This window comes from Mucilaginibacter lappiensis (assembly GCF_050433765.1).
GTDB lineage: Bacteria > Bacteroidota > Bacteroidia > Sphingobacteriales > Sphingobacteriaceae > Mucilaginibacter > Mucilaginibacter lappiensis_A.
This window is the reverse complement of sequence record NZ_JBNPWP010000016.1, coordinates 20,948-40,797: the sequence shown is the minus strand read 5'-3', so window position 1 is coordinate 40,797 and position 19,850 is coordinate 20,948. Positions and strand designations below refer to the sequence as shown.

The following is a 19,850-nucleotide window of genomic DNA, read 5'->3' as shown; positions in this document are numbered from 1 at the left end:
CTATGTTTTGGCCGGTCTGGATGTGATGGTGTAATATATTACAGTTTATAGTAAATTCCTGGTTTGATTTTGACGATTTTCATTATAAATGGAATGGTATTAACTGGTTTTAACACCGGTATCAGATCAGTAGTTATGGTGCTTTAAATGGACAACCCTAACAACTATTTAATTAAAACAATGAATATTACAGCCCCCGTGATTTGCCTTAATAAATGCAAGGCCACCTTGAGCACCCTGCTTGCTGTTTTGGTTTTATTATTACCAAAAATACTTTTAGCCAATACTATTACGGTTTCTTCAATTGCCGATTTGCAGACCGCCATTAACAAGGCTAAACCTGGCGATCAGATTATGCTTACTGACGGGGTTTATACAACCACAGAAGATATTATTGTTAATAATAAAGGTATTGAGAAGAAGCCCATAATCATTGCTGCACAAAATTTAGGCAAAGCCGAAATTACTGGCAAGGGCGGCTTTAGCCTGGTTAGTCCGGCAGCTTATATTACCATACGTGGTTTTAAATTTACCCATGCGGCATCAAGGGCTAAAACGGGTATAGGTACAAGTTTTTGCCGGTTTACACAAAATGTTTTTGAAACCCCGGGTGTTGGCGAGGACCTGACTGTTGCGGGTAGCGATCAGGAGGTTGATTATAATACTTTTCAAAATAAAAATGCGCTCGGCCGGTTTATAGCCATACGTGGCGAGGGTAAACAAATTGCCGAAAGGTTACATATTCATCATAATTATTTCAATAATTTTAGCAGCCAGGGTGGTAAAAACGGTGCCGAAGCCCTTCAATTTGGTCTAAGCGGGTTTAGCTTATCATCAAGTAACAGCATAGTTGAATACAATTTATTTGAGCGGTGCGAAGGTGAAAATGAACTCATCTCAGTTAAAGCATCAGCCGTAACACTCCGGTATAATACCATTCGCGATTGCCCGGCACAATTTACTTTACGCCATGGTAACAAAAGTTTGATTTATGGAAATTACTTTTTTAACACTCCCGGACTTAGGATATTTGGTGATGATCATCTGATTTACAGTAATTATTTTGAGAATTGCAGTACCGCCATTATGGTTGGTAACGGTGATGGTGAAGTGGCAGATGGCGCCCAGTTAACCGCCCATGACCGGCCGGACAGGGTGCTGATCGCTTTTAATACATTGGTTAACAATAAAGATAATATTGTTCAAACAGGCCGTAAGAACGGTATGGGGGCTACCCATATTACCGTTGCTAATAACATTATCCAGGGTGGTGGACCGGCAGCTTCTATATCGGGGCCGTATACTGATTCAAAATGGCAGGGAAATATAGTGTTTCATGTTAACGACATTGGTAATATGCCATCAGAAGGATATACCATGGTTGACCCCAAATTAGTTAAAACAGCTGCGGGTACCTACCATATTCAGCAGGGAAGCCCTGCTGTTGACCACGCTTCAGGATCATACCCGGAGGTTACCGTTGATATGGACGGGCAGGCAAGGGTTGCGCCGTTTGATATAGGGGCTGACGAGGTAAGCAATACGACGGTTACACCACATGCGCTTAATTTGGCCGATGCAGGTCAAAATGCTAAACACTAATTTTATTGTTTAATTTTAACATTGATAAACTTAAAAATCTAACACTTATGCCCGAAACAATTTCAATGTCGGCATTCCAAAATGGCAATAAGGAAGCTTTTAATCATGTTTTTAACATGTTTTATAAGCGGATCTGTTATTTTGCTGCTGGCATTGTAAATGAAGATTGTGCTGAGGATATTGTTCAGGATGCTTTTATAAAATTATGGGAACGCCGGCATAGCTTTAATAATTTGAATGCTATAAAGGCCTTTTTGTACTTAACTACAAAAAACAGTTGTATCAATACTTATAAGCACCAAAAAATTGTTGATAAGTTTGAAAGTGATCAGGTTGAAGAGATCGATGAAACAAATATTATTTACCATTTAATTGAAGCAGAAGTATTAGAAGAGGTTCAGCAGGCTGTACAACAATTACCTCAAAGCTATAGAAAGGTAATTTATCTTAGCTATTTTCAAGGGCTTAGTAACCAGGAAACTGCAGATTATTTGAACGTTTCTATCAATACGGTTAAAACACAAAAGGTTAGGAGCCTGCGTATCCTGCGCGAAATATTAAAACACTCTCCAACTGCTTTGGTACTTTTAATGTCCAAAGTTTTATAACAAAACCATTTTCTTTTCGGCTGATATCATGCATTGGCGCGCCCCAGGTGTACCTCAAGTGCAGTATTTTGTCAGTACAGTCATAATCTCAAATGCTTGATTATCAGATATTGATTAGTGTTCATGAGCGTTCACGGGTGTACATATGAACACTATAAGGGTTTTCGCTATCGCTCAAGAAATAGTTTTTCCGATACCCCTCGGGCTCAATCTTTTCAAAAAAAATAAAAAATTTTCATCAGCTGTCACCCGCTGGGCGCGTATAGCTGTTTGTATAGTATCAAATGGAAAAAAACGATCATGACTTTTATGTTGCTGAATTGATCAGCAAACTCTTAAACGGCGATATCTCGACGGAAGAGAACTTATGGTTAAAGGAATGGGTAAAGGAAAGTGCCGATAACCGTGCGCATTTTAAAAAATTAACTAATCCTGCTTATCTCGAAAAACAGATGGAGCTGTGGAATTCATTTGATAATGACAAAGCCTGGGAAAAACTTCAGGAAAGGTTGGATATAAAGGAAGAAAAAAAACGCTTTAACTATCTGTCATTATTAAAATATGCAGCTATTGTTGTATTGGTATCAGCCGCTTCTATGTTACTATATCGCGAATACAGTAAGCAGGCAAAAAACACTGCTAACCAATCCATAGCCCATGAGCAAATTCATCCGGGGAGTAACCACGCTATATTGGTGCTGGGCAATGGCGAAAAAGTATCGCTTAAAAAACATTCAAACCTATCCTTAAAAGAAAATGATGGCACTGCTGTATCCAACCAAAATAATGTGCTGGCCTATAAAAATAATAAACAACAATCTGCTGAAGACCAAAAGCTTGTATACAATACCATTATAGTTCCGCGTGGGGGCGAGTATCAGTTAATATTGGCCGATGGATCAAAGATCTGGATGAATTCTGCCTCTACTTTACGGTATCCGGTTGCGTTTTCAGGGAACGAGCGAAGGGTGTATTTAACCGGCGAGGCTTATTTTGAAGTTGCCAAAAATGCCCGTATGCCTTTTGTTGTTAAAACCGACAAGACAGAAGTGCAGGTTTTAGGCACTCATTTTAATGTAAAGGCTTATGATGATGAAAAAAGCAGTAAAACTACATTGCTGGAAGGTGCCGTCAGGGTGCAGTCGCAGACAGCGATTAACGTGATCAAGCCAGGGCAACAAGCCATAACTGATGATCTTGGACAGCAAAAAATAACCAGCGATATCAGTATTGATGAAGAGATTGCGTGGAAGAATGGCCTGTTTATGTTTAAAAATGCAGACATCAAAGGCATAATGCAACAGGCCTCGCGATGGTATGACTTTGACGTAGTATATGAAGGTAAGATCCCTGAAATTCAGTTTAGCGGCCAAATGTCGCGCAGGGTTGATTTTTATGGATTCATCAATATATTAAAATATGCCGGTTTGAACTTTAATGTCAACGGCAAAAAAGTAATCATAACTAAATGACCGGGTTAATGTGTGAGAAGATTAACCCATATCATAAACTATAACCAATTATTCAATTAAATTAAAAAATGATGAGAGAACGAATACCCGCCACACCATAAAGGAAACATATTCCGCGCGTAATTATAGCAGTATCTGTATATAATACGCTTTTTATTAGAACGATGCTAAAAAACCGGGAAGTGCTGTAACACTCACCCGGTTGTATCTGGGCAAACCAATTATCCCTGACAGCATAATTGAAAATTAGACGTTAACCCAAACCGTACAAAAGTATGAAATTCATTTTTAAGTCCATACCGGGCAGATGCCCCGCTATAACTAAAGTTTTATTGATTATGAAATTGATTGCCATCATCATGATCACCGCCTTTGCCAGTGTAAGCGCTAAAAGTTTCAGTCAAACTGTTACGCTTCATGAAAAGAACGTATCGCTCAAAAAGGTCCTGGAATCCATTGAAAAACAAAGTGGGTGTCATCTTATCCTGGTTAATGTAAAGCCTGACCTGTCGCGTATCAAGCTAATGAATTTTGATATGGATCACGCAAAGATCGAAGATGCGTTAAATGCCTGTTTTCGCGATCAGCCTATTACTTATAAGATAATACAGGGAACCATAATTATTAAACAAAAAGAGGAAACCGTTAAAACTGATATAAAAGCCAGTATTGATATTCAGGGTAAAGTGGTTGATGAAAAAGGACAGCCCCTAATTGGTGTTAACGTAAAAATAAAAGGATCATCAGCGGGTACGGTTACTGATGTACAAGGGAATTATACCATAAAAGTACCTGATGAACGTGCCATATTGGTATTTACCTACGTGAGTTTTGAACCGCAGGAAGTAGCGGTTGGCAGCCAGAAGCTGATCAACGTTACGATGAAGGATGCTACCAATAACCTGAGTGAGGTAATTGTGGTTGGCTATGGAACACAAAAGAAAGCCGATTTGACAGGCGCTGTTGCTACGGTTTCGGGTACCGAACTAAATAAAAGGGTAGCAACTGATCCAACACAATTGCTACAGGGAAAACTGCCCGGATTGTCTGTTGTTCAGGGATCAGGTGAGGCAGGTAATGAAGGTACAACGTTGCGTGTAAGGGGTAACGGTACTTTTAGCGGCGCGGGTAATTCGCCATTTGTTATAGTTGATGGTTTACCCGGGAGCCTTACCGCGCTCGACCCGCAAAACATTGAATCAGTAACTGTATTAAAAGATGCGGCATCGGCATCAATATATGGTACCCGTGCGGCCAACGGTGTTATACTGGTAACTACTAAGCAGGGCAAGGAAGGTAAAATGCAACTTTCATATGATTATAACCTGGGGATAACCAGGCCAACCGCATTACCTACTGATCTGATCTATAATTCGGCACAGTACATGACCCTATGGAACCAGGCAGCCACTAATTCAAACTATCCCAACAAATTTACGGATGCTCAAATCGCACTTTATCAAAATCCTTCAGATCCTAAGTTATATCCAAATTACAATTGGCTTGATGCCATATTTAACACAGTAAAGGTACAAACACATCATTTGGGTATAAGTGGTGGTAGTAATGGCACTACCTATAATGTAGGTTTAGGCTTTGTTGATCAGCCCGATGTTATGCTTGGGTATTATTATAAAAAATACAACCTGCAGTTTAACCTGAATTCTAAATTAAATAAATGGGCAACATTTGGTTCAAATATTACTTTAAATTATAGCGAAAGAGGTTTTACCTCAAGAGGCAGCCAGGACCAGTTCTTATCGGCACTGTCACAAACTCCTTTATATGGTCCTATATTGCCTGACGGTAGTGGGAGGTATGTAAATTCAGTGTTTCCAAGCGTTCAAACACCCAATAAAAACCCGATAGCTATTGCCCAGAATGCTATCAATAAGCAAAACGACTATTACATTCAAAGCAGTTTCTTCTTAAATATTCGCCTGTTGAAGGGCCTGGAATGGCGTACCAATGCCGGTTTTAACTTTGATTTTAATAAAACCACTGATTTTAAGCCTGTAATTTACCAATACAATTGGTTTGCACAACCTGCAGACGCGCCTGAGCGTACGCTTGATGTAAACGGACAAGGTATTGATGTAACCGATAATAATTCTTTTTACCCAATTGCTTATACACAGCTTACCTATACCCGGTCAATCAATAACGAGCACAACTTCAAATTACTGGCCGGTACGCAGGTTGAATATAATAAATCACAAAATTTAGAAGGCATCCGCAATTTGCCTTTTGCTACTAATACCCTGCAGGAAGTTGACGCGGGGCCCATATCATCACAATTAGCCAACGGAACAAGCAATATTTATGCATTACACTCATACTACGGACGATTAAATTACGATTATCAGGAAAAATACCTGCTGGAGGCAAATGCCAGATATGATGCATCCTCCCGTTTTCCGGCAGATAACCGATGGGCATTTTTCCCATCTGTATCTTTAGGTTGGGTAGTAACCAAAGAAAAATTCTTATCGAACGTAAGCTGGTTAAACAATTTAAAATTCCGGGCTTCACTGGGTAGTTTAGGTAATCAAAACATAGGTAACTATCCATACCAGCAAACCTATAATTTTAAAAGCTATTACAACACCAGAACCAGTTATGCTTATCCTTTTCAGAGCACCACGGTTACCGGTGGAGTGGTTAATAACTCTTTAACTAATCCCGATATTAAATGGGAAACTACCCGGGTATTTGATATCGGTACCGATTTTTCGGTGCTCAATAACAAACTCAGCTTTACGGTCGACTGGTACAACAAGCTAACCTCCGATATCCTGGAAGTAGCTACGCCGCTTACCCCGCTGTATTATGGTCTTACCGCACCAACTATCAATTATGGTAAAATGAAAAATACCGGTATTGAAGCATCTTTTCAATATACTGACCGTTTTGGCCAGGTTGGTTTTTCTTTTGGCGGAACCATACAGGCTAATAAAAATACCTTGGTATCATACGGTGCCCCGGCCCCAAATACGGCAACCAATACCATTAACCAGGAAGGGCAGCCTTATGGCAGTTTTTATATGCTCAAGTATGTTGGGATATTCCAATCAGCAGAAGAAATAGCCAATTCGCCTACACAGCAATATAATCCTCAACCCGGTTATATAAAATATGCTGATACCAATAATGACGGAAAAGTTGATGATAGTGACCGGGTAATAGTACCCGGGGCATATCCCAAATTTGATTATTCCTTTAATACAGGTGCAACATGGAAAAACTTTGACCTTACCGTTTTCTTTTATGGTTCTTATGGCCAAAAACTATATGTTAATGGCTGGGGTATACAACCCTTTAACCAGGGATCGCCTCCACCAAAAGAATGGCTAAATGCCTGGACGCCTACTAACCATAGTACTACCATGCCAATGGTTTATGTTTTAGGGCAGGGCAACATCAGCAGCAATGCCAATACGGCATCTACCTATTATTTACAGGATGCTTCTTTTTTAAGATTAAAAAACGTTCAGTTGGGTTATAATTTACCGCAAAAGTTTGCTAAACACCTCTTTATGTCGGCGTTGCGCATTTACTTCGCCGGCGATAACTTGTTTACGTTCACTAAGTTTCCGGGGCTTGATCCTGAGCGGGTTGCTTCAAATACAAGGTTTGTTACACACCCCCAAAACCAGGTTTATTCTTTTGGTGTAAGGGCTACATTTTAACACTTATTTATTGAAATGACGATGAAAACAGCAATAAAATATTTGATGATCTTTTTAATGGCCACTTTATTGTTTGCCTGCAAAAAGAATCTTTTAGATCAAAACCCGCCGGCTGATATTGATAGCAAGGTTTTTTGGAAAACAAAAAATGATGCAGATATAGCATTGGCTGGTATCTACAGTTTTTTTATCCAGGGATTTAACTATACCGCGTCTGGTAATACCGGACAAGGCTTTGGGGCTGGTACGCCTTATTGGGAAAGTTTGAGCGATAACGCATACAGCGGTGCCTATTCAAACATCGCGCAGGGTGCTATTACACCAACTGTAGGCGGTTTGCAAACAGACGCCTATACTACATCATATAGGGCTATACAGGCATGTAATACTTTTTTAGATAACGTACGGAAAATTAATCTGCCTTCGGCCACCTTATATCAATATATAGCTGAAGTTAGGTTTGTGCGGGCCTATTGGTATTTTATGCTTACCCAGCTATATGGCGACGTGGTGTTGTCTACCAGCCAAATAACTCTTAACCCGGCAAACAACCAGTTAGGAAGAACGCCAAAATCAGTAGTTACCGATACCATATTGAACGATCTGACCTTTGCGGCCAATAACCTGCCCAATACTGTTTACAGCGGCCACGCGGTTAAGGCAACCGCTTTGGGTTATATGGTAAAGGTATATTTATCAAGACATCAATACCAACTGGCGGCTACCACAGCTAATACGATCATTACCGATGGGAAATTCAGTATTTACACGGGCGGGTATAAAAACTTATTTCTAAAACCCGGACAAAATAGTAACCCCGAAATTATCTTCTCTGGCCGTTACCAGGTTCCAACGGCTTTTAGTCCTGCCGATTATTTATACACATATAGTTCAAGCTTTCAGCCGTTGGGCTATTTGGTTAATGATTATGAATGTACAGACGGGCAACCTATTGCCACATCGCCTTTGTACAACCCGGCAAAGCCATATATAAACCGCGACCCCAGGTTATTGGCCACTATATTAACTCCCGGAGTTTTATATAAAGGTGGTATCCCATTTGTTCCGGCAGACCTTGGTGCTACAGCAGGTTTCCTTAACAAAAAAGGTGTCGATTCAACCCGTGCTACTGTAATTGGCACGCAAAGCGATCAGGATTGGGTGTATTTAAGATACGCCGATGTTTTATTAATGTATGCCGAAGCTAAAAATGAAGTTTCTGGGCCCGACCCCAGTGTTTATACCGCTATTAATGCCGTTCGTACACGCCCCGGTGTAAATATGCCACCTATACCAGCCGGCCTTTCTCAAGCTGATATTCGCGACCGCATACGACATGAAAGAAGAATAGAGCTGGCACTGGAAGGGCAAAGATACTTTGATCTGAAAAGATGGGCTTTGGACAGGGTAATTATACCAACTATTAAAGATCCGAACGCCGCCCAGCGAACATTCCCACTGCGCGATACCATTTGGCCAGTTCCGCAAACAGAAATTGATATTGCCAAAGCGGTAGGTAATAACGCATTCAAGCAAACGCCTGGTTATTAAAATATTTATTTAAAAAATAAATGAAAATCATTAAAAACGTAAAGGCGGCCATCTGTCTGATATTGCTTGCTATGGCTTGTCCATCTATATTATTTGCTGCCGGTAATATTATTGTTTACAGTCCCGACAAGCAGGTCCGTTTAGAAGTGTTTGATCAGCAGGGAACTATATCATACAGTGTTCATTACAAAAATAAAGCGGTTATCAATACCTCTGCCATGCAGATCAGCATTGACCAAACAATGCTCACCAGCCAGGCTACTATTGGGGAAAGTACAACTTATAACATAAATGAAACCTATCCCTGGTATGGGGCGCATTCCATAGCTGTAAACCACTTTAATGGCGCAAAAATTAAGCTACTTCATGGTAAAATCAGCTTTTTACTTGATGTAAGGGTGTTTAACGATGCGGCCGCTTTTAGCTTTACTATACCGGGCAGCAAGAACAGTAGCCGTATCCCTGATGAATCAACTGAATTTAATATACCTGCCGGGAGCACCATCTGGTATCATGATCTTAACGGGCACTATGAAGGGCAGCATGTAAAAAAACTGATCGATTCTGTGAAAGCCGGGCAGTGGATAGCGCCACCTGCCACCTTCAAACTCCCAGATGGCACCGGGTATGCTGCTATTGCCGAAGCTGATTTGAAAGATTATGCAGGGATGGCTTTACAAGCCAACGGACAAGGCAAGCTGATTTTACAATTAGCTGATCATCACCCCATATCACATCCTTATGAGTTACGGTACAGCAAGGACGATATAGCGAGGGTTTCAAAACCCGCAGCAATCAGCGGAACTATTAATACCCCATGGCGGGTGGTCATGCTTGGTGCTGATCTGAATACCCTGGTCAATTGCGATGCTGTACATAATTTATGCCCCCCGCCTGATAAAAAATATTTCCCCGAAGGGATACACACCGCATGGGTAAAACCAGGCCGGGCAGTTTGGCAATATCTGGACGGAGCCGGCGATAAAACTGTGAATAACATGAAGGAGTACTCCAGGCTTGCCGCCGAACTGGGATTTGAGCATAACATACTGGAAGGCTTTTGGGGAAAATGGAGCGATGACGAAATTAAAGATCTGGTAAGTTATTCCAAACAACGTGGTGTGAGCATTTGGGTATGGATGCACTCCAAAAATTTACGCGACTCCAGTGTAAGGCACGCCCAGTTTAAACGCTGCCATGATTTAGGGATATCGGGTTTAAAAATTGATTTTTTTGATAATGAAGCTAAGGAAGTTGTAGACCTGTATCAGGATATTTTATTAGAGACAGCCCAATTGCATTTAATGGTCGATTTTCATGGCGCCAATAAACCTACAGGCCAGTTGCGCACATGGCCAAATGAACTGACACGTGAAGCGGTTAAGGGTATGGAGTCGAGTAAATTAGAGGATAGGGCCACCCATAGTACAACCATTCCATTTACTCGTTTTTTGGTCGGCCCGGCAGAATACACCCCGGTACATTTTGGCGAACGCCGTAAAAATACCACGTGGACCAATCAAATTGCCAGCGCGGTTATTTTAAGCGCACCGGTATTAACGTATGCCGCCAGTCCGCAACATTTATTGGCAAACCCCGGTGTGGATATTATTAAAAGCATTCCATCTATATGGGACGAAACAATTGTATTAAAGCCATCAGAAATAGGAGAGCTGGCTGTATTTGCACGCAGAAAAGGGAATACCTGGTTCCTGGCCGTTATGAACGGGACTCAGCCCAAAAGCATTCAGATACCGCTTAGTTTTTTAAAAACGCCTGCTAAATGTACCAGTATTAATGATGATCCTGATAACACGGGTGCTTTAAAAACGGGACGTTCAACGGTAAAAGCTACAGATGTATTGTCATTGAATTTAGGCGTTGGTGGGGGATACGTAGGAAGGTATACCATACAGTAATGAATACTCAAAATTTATAAAGCCGATCAAATGAGAAAGATCATAGTTTATTCGATATTATTTATATTCAATTTAATGATAACGCCTTTATTAATGGCGCAAACTAAAACGGTTACGTTAGATTATTTTTTTAATAATGAGTACCGTAAAAACCCGGCAGGAGGGGCAGACCGTTTTCACTACACCTGGGAAGATACCAAAAGCAGCGGTTTCTCCATTTTGGGGGATATTTTTAAAAAGAACGGGGCCAGTCTGCAAAGCCTTGAAAATGAGCCAACTGCTGAGAGCTTAAAAGGAACAGATATTTACATTATTGTTGATCCTGACACTAAGAAAGAAACCGCAGATCCGCATTACATCGAAACCAGACATATTGAAGTTATTGCCAATTGGGTTAAACAAGGCGGTGTGCTGCTTTTAATGGCCAATGACAGCGCCAATGCCGAACTGCCGCATTTGAATAACCTGGCAGCAAAATTTGGGATCCATTTTAATGATGATTTGTACAAACACGTGATAGGAACTCAATTTGAAATGGGGGCTATAAACATCCCTGCGAATGATGCCATATTTAAAACCGCCAAAAAGATTTACCTGAAAGATATTGCCACACTTAAACTATCACCACCGGCAAAACCCGCATTGGTTGATAGCGCGCATGTGATTGTTGGTACAGCCAAATACGGTAAAGGTTTAGTGATAGCTGTGGGTGACCCGTGGTTATATAATGAGTATACCAACGGACGACTGCCTGCAGCAATGGGGTTTGATAATGATAAAGCCGCCGATGACCTGAGTAAGTGGCTGCTAAAACAGATCCCGGTAAAAAGTAAATGATAAAGGTGCCATTGTTAATAGAATCATATTATTGATAAGTAATGCTTTCAGAAACTGAATTGGTCATATTAATTAAGGCAGGTGATATACAGGCCTTTGACGAGTTTTATAAAAGAAACTGGCGGGCTTTGTATCAAATGGCCTATCGTTCAACCTGTTCGCAGGAGGATGCGAAGGACCTTGTACAAACGGTTTTTATCAGTCTATGGAATTGCAGATGCAGCATAAACCCCGAGCGTTACAATACTTCCTATCTTTTCAGGATATTGAAAAATAACATCATTAATTTTTACAAACAGGATTCGGCTCGGAAAAAGAGGTTAGAAAACTTATTACATCCTGATAGCACAAACCACTATACCAATGAGGATAACTTGATAGCCAAAGAATTGTCTGTTGTAATTGAGGGGGAGATCAGGGAGTTGCCCAAAAAAATGCAGGAGGTTTTTATTTTATCAAGGCAGCAAAACTTGTCTGTTAGTGAAATTTCAGAAACCCTTAACATTACCCAGCGCACGGTTAAAAATCAGCTTTCAAATGCTTTGAAAATATTACGGACAAAATTGGGGATGCTTTAACAAGGTACATTTTTATAAATAAAAATGTAAATAACTCTGGTACCTAAACCGCTTGGCTTTGTATATATAGTATCAAACCAAAAGCTGCCTTTAAGCAGTTGATATAAACTTAAAACAGATTATCATGATGCAATGGCGACGGCCCGCCTCTGGCTATAAAGTTGGGGAGGATCATCTTCAGGACGAAGAAGCTATGCGTGCTGTAGAGAAAGAAATGCTTCATCATATCCATAAAGAAATTTTTGGAAAATGGCATTTTATAAAAACCTCTGCAGCTAAGTATACCATGGCTGCCTCTTTATTGCTGATGTGCTGTTCTGCACTTTTTTACATGAAATTATCGAAAGATAAAACTAACTGGATAGCTGTAACTGCAAAAAAAGGCAATATTAAAATTGTGACGCTGCCCGATGGATCAACTGTTTGGCTCAACTCCGGCTCGGTAATTAAATTTCCTGAACGTTTTGGCAAAACCAGGGAAATACAATTGGTTAATGGCGAAGCATATTTTGATGTAAAACATGATAATAATTCGCCATTTATAGTTCGTTATGGCAGCTTACATGCCCGGGTGTTAGGAACCGCGTTTAACGTGAAATTTTATAAAAACGTGAGCGATGTAAGATTAACGGTTACCAGGGGACGTGTTGAGGTTGGTAATAAAGCTACAAGTTTTGGTGTACTTACGCTCAACAAAGAAATGATTTATAACCAAAAAGGAGCTACCCATCTGATCAGAACAGTAGATGCCGAAAAAGTAGCTGCCTGGAAATCAAATGAGATCAATTTGTACAGTGTTCCATTTAATGAGCTGGCCATGAGGTTAGAAAATACTTATAACGTTCACATAAATTATGATCACGAAAAAATAGATCATTTAATAACAACCATCCATTTTTCAAACGGTAACAATTTACAATATGTGCTGGAAATTATTAAAACCATCCATCATTTGGATTATATGGTAAAAGGAAAGGAGGTTTATCTTGAAAAAAGCCTGAACAATTAAGCCCTGATAAAGCCAATATCCCAGGCTGAGGGCCGGGGATACTGACAAAAGTGTAGATATAAATTATTGGCAGGTTCCAAGCTAATCCAATAATTCACCTTAGTTTTTTTTAACAAAAAACCTCGTAAAGATGATAAAAAAACATACTAAATTATTTACTTTTTTTAAGAAAGTATCAATGATTGTTATTATCGGCATAATGACATTTAGCCAGATACAAGCGAAAGGAACAGAGGATCAGGTTTCAGACTACCCTGTTAAAATTTCGTTTGGTAACGAATCATTGCAAAGCTCAATTGATAAGCTTGAAAAACAATCAAATGTTAAATTTTCCTATAACCCGGCAGACTTAAAGGGTTATACCACCACTCCGCATAAATTTCAAAATGAGCCCCTGGGCAAAATCTTGAATTACTTATTTGCTAAAACCCATCTGTCTTTTAAAGACGTAAATACAGGAATAGTAATTTATGATAAAACAGCATCGTTAAAAACAAGTTTGCTAACGGATAAAGCCGATGATCAAAGTGTAAAAAATGAATCGGCCGATATTACAGTTACGGGTAAGGTATCTGATTCAAACGGTCCGTTACCAGGTGTTTCTGTAGGGATTGAAGGTAGCGGGAATGGGGTAATTACTAATGCAAATGGTAATTATACGCTCAAAGTAACTCCGAATGCAACCCTGAAATTTTCTTCTATCGGATATAAAACACAACTGATAGCTGTTAACAATCGAACGGTCATTAATGTCACCATGATAAGTGATCTAAAATCACTGAATGATGTTATCGTGGTTGGTTATGGTGTTCAGAAAAAATCTGACGTAACAGGCTCAATTGTTTCTGTTAATGAACAGGCACTTCGTGACATTCCGGCTGCTAATATAGGTCAGGCATTACAGGGGCAGGCCGCTGGTGTTGATATTCAAAAAAGTAACGGTAATAGTCATCCGGGTGCTGCGCCCTCTATTTTGATCAGGGGAACCAGATCTATAAATGCGTCCAATTCACCTTTAATTGTAGTTGATGGTATTCCTTTTAACGGAAGCCTTAATGATATAAACCCTGATGATATCGTTTCGTTAGAAGTATTAAAAGATGCCTCATCAACCGCTATTTACGGATCAAGGGGTGCTAATGGTGTTTTATTGGTTTCTACCCGTCGCGGAAAAAAAGGCGGTACAACTGTATCTTATAGTGGTTATGCCGGTTATAACAAACCAATGGGGCATTATAATATCATGAACGGGCCGCAATTTGAAGACCTGAAAAAATGGGGCCTGATTAACGGGAACCCTGGCAAATATACAGGGATTGATGATCCGGCCTTTTTAACGGATGGCTCTTTTGCACCACAGGAAGTGGCATCAATTAAAAGCGGACGCAATACCGACTGGCAAAACCTCATCTATAAAACAGGTTTTGTAACCGATCATCAGTTGGGTGTTTCGGGTGGTAACGAATTAACTCAATATGCCATATCAGGTGGGTATTATAACGAAACTGGTATTTATTTTGGCCAGTCATTCGTGCGTTACTCCCTCAAGTTAAGCATTGACCAGCAATTAGGCAAAAATGTTAAAATTGGTTTAAGTAGCTTAAATACCTTAAGTTATACCAATGGCGAAAACGCGAACCCACTTGGTCAGGCGCTCAGGGCAAGCCCGCTTTCAACACCTTATGATGACGTTACCGGCAAATTGGTAGGTTTTACCGCAGGGAGCGCTAACCAGGTATGGAACCCCCTTGCTAATTTTGTTCCAGGCGCTGTAGCCGAAACGCGTAAACGGTTCGGGACTTTCACTACGGCTTATGCTGAGGTTAATCTGGCTCCTGGATTAAAATACAGGTTTAATGGCGGTGCCGAAATACGGCCCGATATATACGGAAACTATTATGCCAGCGCTACCACCAATAACCTGGGTGGTGCATCAACCGCAAATAACCAAAGTACTTACAGCTACAACTACACGCTTGAAAATATTTTAACTTACGACAGAATAATCGCGCAAAAGCACCATATCAATTTTACCGGTCTTTACAGCTTGCAGGAAAGCCAGTTGCAGTCGAACTCATTTAGTTATAATAATATTTTATCAGACGGTGTACAATATTTTAACCCGCAGTATGGATCAAACCTGAGCGGATCAGGGTCCTATTCAAAATGGGATATCATCTCTTACATGGCCAGGGTAAATTATGGTTATGCCAATAAATACCTGGTTACCTTAACTATGCGTTCAGACGGGTCATCGCGCCTGGCCCCGGGTAACAAATATCATGTGTTCCCATCAGCAGCCGTGGCCTGGAATGTTACACAGGAGCCTATGTTAAAGGATTCACATGTGCTATCAAATCTTAAATTAAGGGCAAGCTACGGTACGGTAGGTAACACAGCGATTGATCCTTACCAAACCCTCGGTGCTTTAACATCAGTTAATTATAACTTTGGCTCTACTAACCTGACCGGCGCTTATCCAACAAGTGTACCTAACCCCAATTTAACCTGGGAGTATACATCTACGCTAAACATCGGGACTGATTTTGGATTTTTTGACGGCCGGATCACGGGCGCGGTTGATGCCTATCGTCAGTCTACCCGGTCATTGTTGCTGCCATTATCCTTGCCGCCAACATCAGGCATACCTAACAGTATTTTAACCAATGTTGGGCAAACTCAAAACAAGGGTATTGAAGTAAGTTTGAGTACCATTAATATACCAGGCAACGGCCGAAGCAGCTTTAGCTGGACCACTAACTTTAATATCACTTTCAACAGAGGAAAAGTAACCAAACTATCGAGTGGTGTTACTCAGGATATAACCAATAACCTGTTTGTGGGACAACCTATAAATTCCATATTTGATTATAAGAAAATCGGGATCTGGCAAAATACAGCCGCCGACACGGCTCAGGCTAAAAGTCTGGGGTTGACCACCACAGGTACAGGATCTGTTATAGGTACCATTAGAGTAGAAGATGTAAATAAGGATGGAAAGATCAATGCCAGCGACAGGATTATACTCGGATCAAATCAGCCAAAATATACAGGCGGGTTTACTAACCGTATTGCTTACAAGGGGTTTGATTTTACAGTGGTTGGCGTTTACAGGGTTGGCGGATTAATAACTTCGAGGTTATTCCAGAGCGGTAGTTTTATCAACACCTTCCAGGGTAATTATAATAATATAAATGAGGATTACTGGACCCCAACCAATCATCAGAATTATTATCCTAAGCCAAATTCAGCGTCGACCAATACGCCTTACTCATCATTGCTAAGCTATTTTGACGGTACTTTCCTTAAAATAAGGAGCATGACCTTAGGTTATTATATGCCTGGAGCCATAACAAAGCGTATTAAAGCCAGATCATTAAGGATATATGCAACGGTGCAAAACCCATTTATACTTTTTTCACCGTACCGCGATACATTTCATGGTCTTGACCCGGAAACAGCCGGAACCTTAAACGTGGATACGCCTCCCACAAAGTCAGTTACATTCGGTATTAACATGACACTTTAAATTGAAATAAGATGAAAAGGATATCTATATATTTATACAGCTGTTTGTTTTTAGGTTTGATAACTACAGCTTGTAAAAAAACACTGGTAGAAGACCCAAAATCAACCCTTACCCCGGCTTTTTTCTCTACAAGCCAGGGCTTTCAGGCCGGTCTTACCGCGGCTTATGCCGGGTTCAGGACTATTTGGGGTCCTGATAGTTATTTTGAAATGACCATACCCGGAACCGACGAGTTTATTGCCGGCAATGATGGTAATAATGGCCTGGTAAAATATAACAGTAACTTTAACACCGCAGATGGTATAGTTGCCGGAATCTGGAAAAATTGCTACACCTATATTAATACTTGTAATGGGTTGATCAATAATGTCCCGGCCGGGGTTGATGCCACAACAGCGGCAAGTATGGTTGCCGAAGCTAAGTTTCTGCGGGCAAATTACTACTTTATATTAGTACAGTCCTGGGGCGATGTAACCTTGAATAAAACCTTTCAGGCAACTCCAACAACCTCTGCCACGCGTGCCCCAATGGCTGATGTGTATAATTTTATAATCCAGGATTTGAAAGATGCTGTAGCTGTACTTCCTGCAGGCCCGTTAACCAGCGGTGTGCTTCCGGGTAAGGCTACAAAGGCCGCGGCTATGCACATGCTGGCTAAGGTTTATTTAACAAGAGCAGGTTCATCGGCCAAGCAATCAGATGATTATAAAAACGCCTATACTACTGCTACTGATTTGATCAATAATGTTGCCCCGGCTGCAGGCTTAAGGTTACAGCCGGATTTTGCAAGTGTATATGCAGAAGGAAATGAAGCTAACAGCGAAATATTATGGACGGTACAACACACACCAACATTAGCTTATAACGGGTCGCCTACACAAAATAACAGTGGCCCTGATAACTTATTGTGCCATTTATTTGCACCTAAATATGAGGTGCAGCCAGGTATGCAGCGCAGTACACTTTATGGCCGCCCTTATATACGTGTGATTCCTACGCATTGGCTCACTGATACGGTATTCAGTGAAAGGGTGAACGACCAGCGTTATAAAAAAACATTTCAAACCATGTGGTTATGTAACAACGCGGCCTCTATACCTACCTGGCCTAATCCTTTACCAGCCGGTGCCCCCGCAGGCGCCCAACCCGGTGCGCCTAAATTTGCGGTTGGTGATACAGCGATATGGATGCCAGGTTATGAAATGACCGCTGCACAAATTGCCAGCTATCGTTACCAGGTTATCCCGCCAAGTAAATATAGTATTGCGCTGTCACCTACAATGATCAAATATTTTGATACCAAACGGCCTGATCAAAATTCACCCTCCAGCCGGCCAATCATTATATACAGGTTAGCAGAAACCTATTTAATTGCCGCCGAGGCATTATATATGGATGGGCGTGCCGGTGATGCCGTGCAGTACATAAACAAGATACGCGAAAGGGCTGCCTATCCATCAGGTAACGTGGCAGCAATGGATATCACTGCCGATAAACTTACGTTAGATTTTATTTTAGATGAGCGGTCAAGAGAACTATGCGGCGAACAAATGCGCTGGACTGACCTGGTGCGAACAGGTAAATTGCTGGAACGGGTAAAGCTGCATAATACTGATGGAAAAAGTAATATAAAGCCTTTTCATGTATTACGACCGATTCCGCAAACACAGATCGATGCAACAATTACCGGTACGCCGTACCCTCAAAATCCTGGTTGGTAAACCAGGGTTTTGAGGTATTAATTTGTATACAAAACCTATGAATAATAGTATGAAAAGTAAACTGTTCAGATCAATGATGGCACTTACAGTGTTCGCTGTAAGCATAACGCTTTATGCCCTAAAACCGGCGGCGGATGTAGTACCCGATGCCGATAACGCGGGTTTAAAATTACCTGCCGGATTTGGTGCCTTAAAAGTTGCCGAAACCGGTGCAAAGGCAAGGCATTTGGTGGTTACCCCGCAGGGCGATATTTACGTAAAACTGGCGAGGCCAACAAAAGAAGGTAAAGGTATTTTGGTGTTCCACGAAGCCCCAAACGGCAAGGCCGAACTTAAAACAAGCTTTGGCACTTACGGCGGTACAGAGGTTTATTTAAAAAAGGGATATCTGTATGCATCCTCAAATACCGAGGTATTCAGGTATAAAGTGAACGATAAAAATGAAGTGATCAATCCTGATGTGCCCGAAAAAATAGTTACCGGTTTAAAGGCAGGCCGCCAGCATGAAACCAAATCATTTGCATTGGATAATGATGGCAATATTTATGTAAACATAGGTGCCTGGTTTAATTCGTGCCAGGAAAAAGACCGGGGCCTGCATTCACCCGGAATACCAGGTTGTCCTATACTTGATTCTATGGGCGGCGTATGGCAGTTTAAGACTGACAAATTAAATCAAACCTATGGCGATGGCGTAAGATATGCGACAGGCTTAAGAAACATGGTAGGTATGGATTGGAACCAGCAGGATAACCAGCTTTTTGTAATGCAGCATGGCAGGGATAATCTGAACAGTTCATGGCCAGAATTGTATACCACCAAACAGTCTGCAGAGTTACCCGCCGAATGTTTATATGCGCTTAAAAAAGGTGATAATGCCGGTTGGCCATATATGTACTACGACCAGATTCAGCATAAAAAGATCCAGGCTCCCGAATATGGTGGCGACGGAAAAAAAGAAGCCGATGCTAAATTCATTGATCCGGTTGTGGCTTATCCCGGTCACATGGCGCCCAATGGTTTGTTGTTTTATACCGGCGATCAATTCCCGGCAAAATACAAGAACGGGGCCTTCATCGCTTTTCATGGTTCCTGGAACCGTGCTCCTGAACCTCAGGCCGGGTATTTTGTGGTTTTTCAACCATTTAAAAATGGAAAGCCCGACGGTAACTGGGAAGTATTTGCTGATGGCTTTTCGGGTTCACCAGAAAAAACAGCAGCGGGTCGTGCCGACCACCGCCCTTGTGGTCTTGCCCAGGGTGCTGATGGTTCTTTGTATGTTACTGATGACTCAAAAGGCACCATATACCGTATTGTCTACACTAAAAAGTAATT

At 41.1% G+C, this 19,850-nt stretch carries 12 protein-coding genes; all 12 read left to right on the top strand.

The genetic code is table 11. The annotated features are described in order from the left end of the window. The first annotated feature begins 180 nt into the window (after positions 1–180). The 12 genes from M2273_RS29820 to M2273_RS29765 all read left to right on the top strand — a co-directional run bounded on the left by M2273_RS29820 (position 181) and on the right by M2273_RS29765 (position 19,848). Complete coding sequence (locus M2273_RS29820) at positions 181–1,602, top strand: polysaccharide lyase 6 family protein (RefSeq protein ID WP_429401894.1); 1,422 nt, start codon at positions 181–183, stop codon at positions 1,600–1,602. Between the two features lie 47 nt (positions 1,603–1,649). Beyond that, on the top strand, positions 1,650–2,210 hold the full coding sequence (locus M2273_RS29815; RefSeq protein WP_429401892.1) for an RNA polymerase sigma-70 factor: 561 nt from the start codon (positions 1,650–1,652) through the stop codon (positions 2,208–2,210). A 284-nt stretch (positions 2,211–2,494) separates the two neighbouring features. Then, positions 2,495–3,682 (top strand): FecR family protein, encoded by a 1,188-nt coding sequence (locus M2273_RS29810; protein ID WP_429401890.1) that lies wholly within the window; start codon positions 2,495–2,497, stop codon positions 3,680–3,682. A gap of 338 nt (positions 3,683–4,020) precedes the next feature. Continuing rightward, entirely contained in the window at positions 4,021–7,371 is a 3,351-nt protein-coding gene (locus tag M2273_RS29805) for a SusC/RagA family TonB-linked outer membrane protein (protein WP_429401888.1), read from the top strand. A gap of 21 nt (positions 7,372–7,392) precedes the next feature. Further along, entirely contained in the window at positions 7,393–8,922 is a 1,530-nt protein-coding gene (locus M2273_RS29800) for a RagB/SusD family nutrient uptake outer membrane protein (protein ID WP_429401886.1), read from the top strand. Between the two features lie 20 nt (positions 8,923–8,942). After that, positions 8,943–10,841 (top strand): glycoside hydrolase family 97 catalytic domain-containing protein, encoded by a 1,899-nt coding sequence (locus M2273_RS29795; RefSeq protein ID WP_429401884.1) that lies wholly within the window; start codon positions 8,943–8,945, stop codon positions 10,839–10,841. A 30-nt stretch (positions 10,842–10,871) separates the two neighbouring features. Then, on the top strand, positions 10,872–11,678 hold the full coding sequence (locus tag M2273_RS29790; RefSeq protein ID WP_429401883.1) for a DUF4350 domain-containing protein: 807 nt from the start codon (positions 10,872–10,874) through the stop codon (positions 11,676–11,678). A 41-nt stretch (positions 11,679–11,719) separates the two neighbouring features. Beyond that, positions 11,720–12,256, top strand: coding sequence for an RNA polymerase sigma factor (locus tag M2273_RS29785; RefSeq protein WP_429401881.1), 537 nt, complete (start codon positions 11,720–11,722; stop codon positions 12,254–12,256). Between the two features lie 124 nt (positions 12,257–12,380). After that, on the top strand, positions 12,381–13,265 hold the full coding sequence (locus M2273_RS29780) for a FecR family protein (RefSeq protein WP_429401879.1): 885 nt from the start codon (positions 12,381–12,383) through the stop codon (positions 13,263–13,265). 178 nt (positions 13,266–13,443) lie between these two features. After that, positions 13,444–16,794, top strand: coding sequence for a SusC/RagA family TonB-linked outer membrane protein (locus M2273_RS29775; protein WP_429401877.1), 3,351 nt, complete (start codon positions 13,444–13,446; stop codon positions 16,792–16,794). An 11-nt stretch (positions 16,795–16,805) separates the two neighbouring features. Further along, positions 16,806–18,515, top strand: coding sequence for a RagB/SusD family nutrient uptake outer membrane protein (locus tag M2273_RS29770; RefSeq protein ID WP_429401875.1), 1,710 nt, complete (start codon positions 16,806–16,808; stop codon positions 18,513–18,515). A gap of 49 nt (positions 18,516–18,564) precedes the next feature. Further along, the gene (locus M2273_RS29765) at positions 18,565–19,848 is read left to right on the top strand and encodes a PQQ-dependent sugar dehydrogenase (RefSeq protein ID WP_429401873.1); all 1,284 of its coding nucleotides are present in this window, start codon (positions 18,565–18,567) and stop codon (positions 19,846–19,848) included. The last annotated feature ends 2 nt before the right edge of the window (positions 19,849–19,850 follow it).

Bases quoted from the DNA above. Each gene is read 5' to 3' on its own strand.
- M2273_RS29765 (WP_429401873.1), top strand. From the start codon at position 18,565: ATGAAAAGTAAACTGTTCAGATCAATGATGGCACTTACAGTGTTCGCT.
- M2273_RS29800 (WP_429401886.1), top strand. From the start codon at position 7,393: ATGAAAACAGCAATAAAATATTTGATGATCTTTTTAATGGCCACTTTA.
- M2273_RS29780 (WP_429401879.1), top strand. From the start codon at position 12,381: ATGATGCAATGGCGACGGCCCGCCTCTGGCTATAAAGTTGGGGAGGAT.
- M2273_RS29820 (WP_429401894.1), top strand. From the start codon at position 181: ATGAATATTACAGCCCCCGTGATTTGCCTTAATAAATGCAAGGCCACC.
- M2273_RS29815 (WP_429401892.1), top strand. From the start codon at position 1,650: ATGCCCGAAACAATTTCAATGTCGGCATTCCAAAATGGCAATAAGGAA.
- M2273_RS29785 (WP_429401881.1), top strand. From the start codon at position 11,720: ATGCTTTCAGAAACTGAATTGGTCATATTAATTAAGGCAGGTGATATA.
- M2273_RS29810 (WP_429401890.1), top strand. From the start codon at position 2,495: ATGGAAAAAAACGATCATGACTTTTATGTTGCTGAATTGATCAGCAAA.
- M2273_RS29790 (WP_429401883.1), top strand. From the start codon at position 10,872: ATGAGAAAGATCATAGTTTATTCGATATTATTTATATTCAATTTAATG.
- M2273_RS29770 (WP_429401875.1), top strand. From the start codon at position 16,806: ATGAAAAGGATATCTATATATTTATACAGCTGTTTGTTTTTAGGTTTG.
- M2273_RS29775 (WP_429401877.1), top strand. From the start codon at position 13,444: ATGATTGTTATTATCGGCATAATGACATTTAGCCAGATACAAGCGAAA.
- M2273_RS29805 (WP_429401888.1), top strand. From the start codon at position 4,021: ATGAAATTGATTGCCATCATCATGATCACCGCCTTTGCCAGTGTAAGC.
- M2273_RS29795 (WP_429401884.1), top strand. From the start codon at position 8,943: ATGAAAATCATTAAAAACGTAAAGGCGGCCATCTGTCTGATATTGCTT.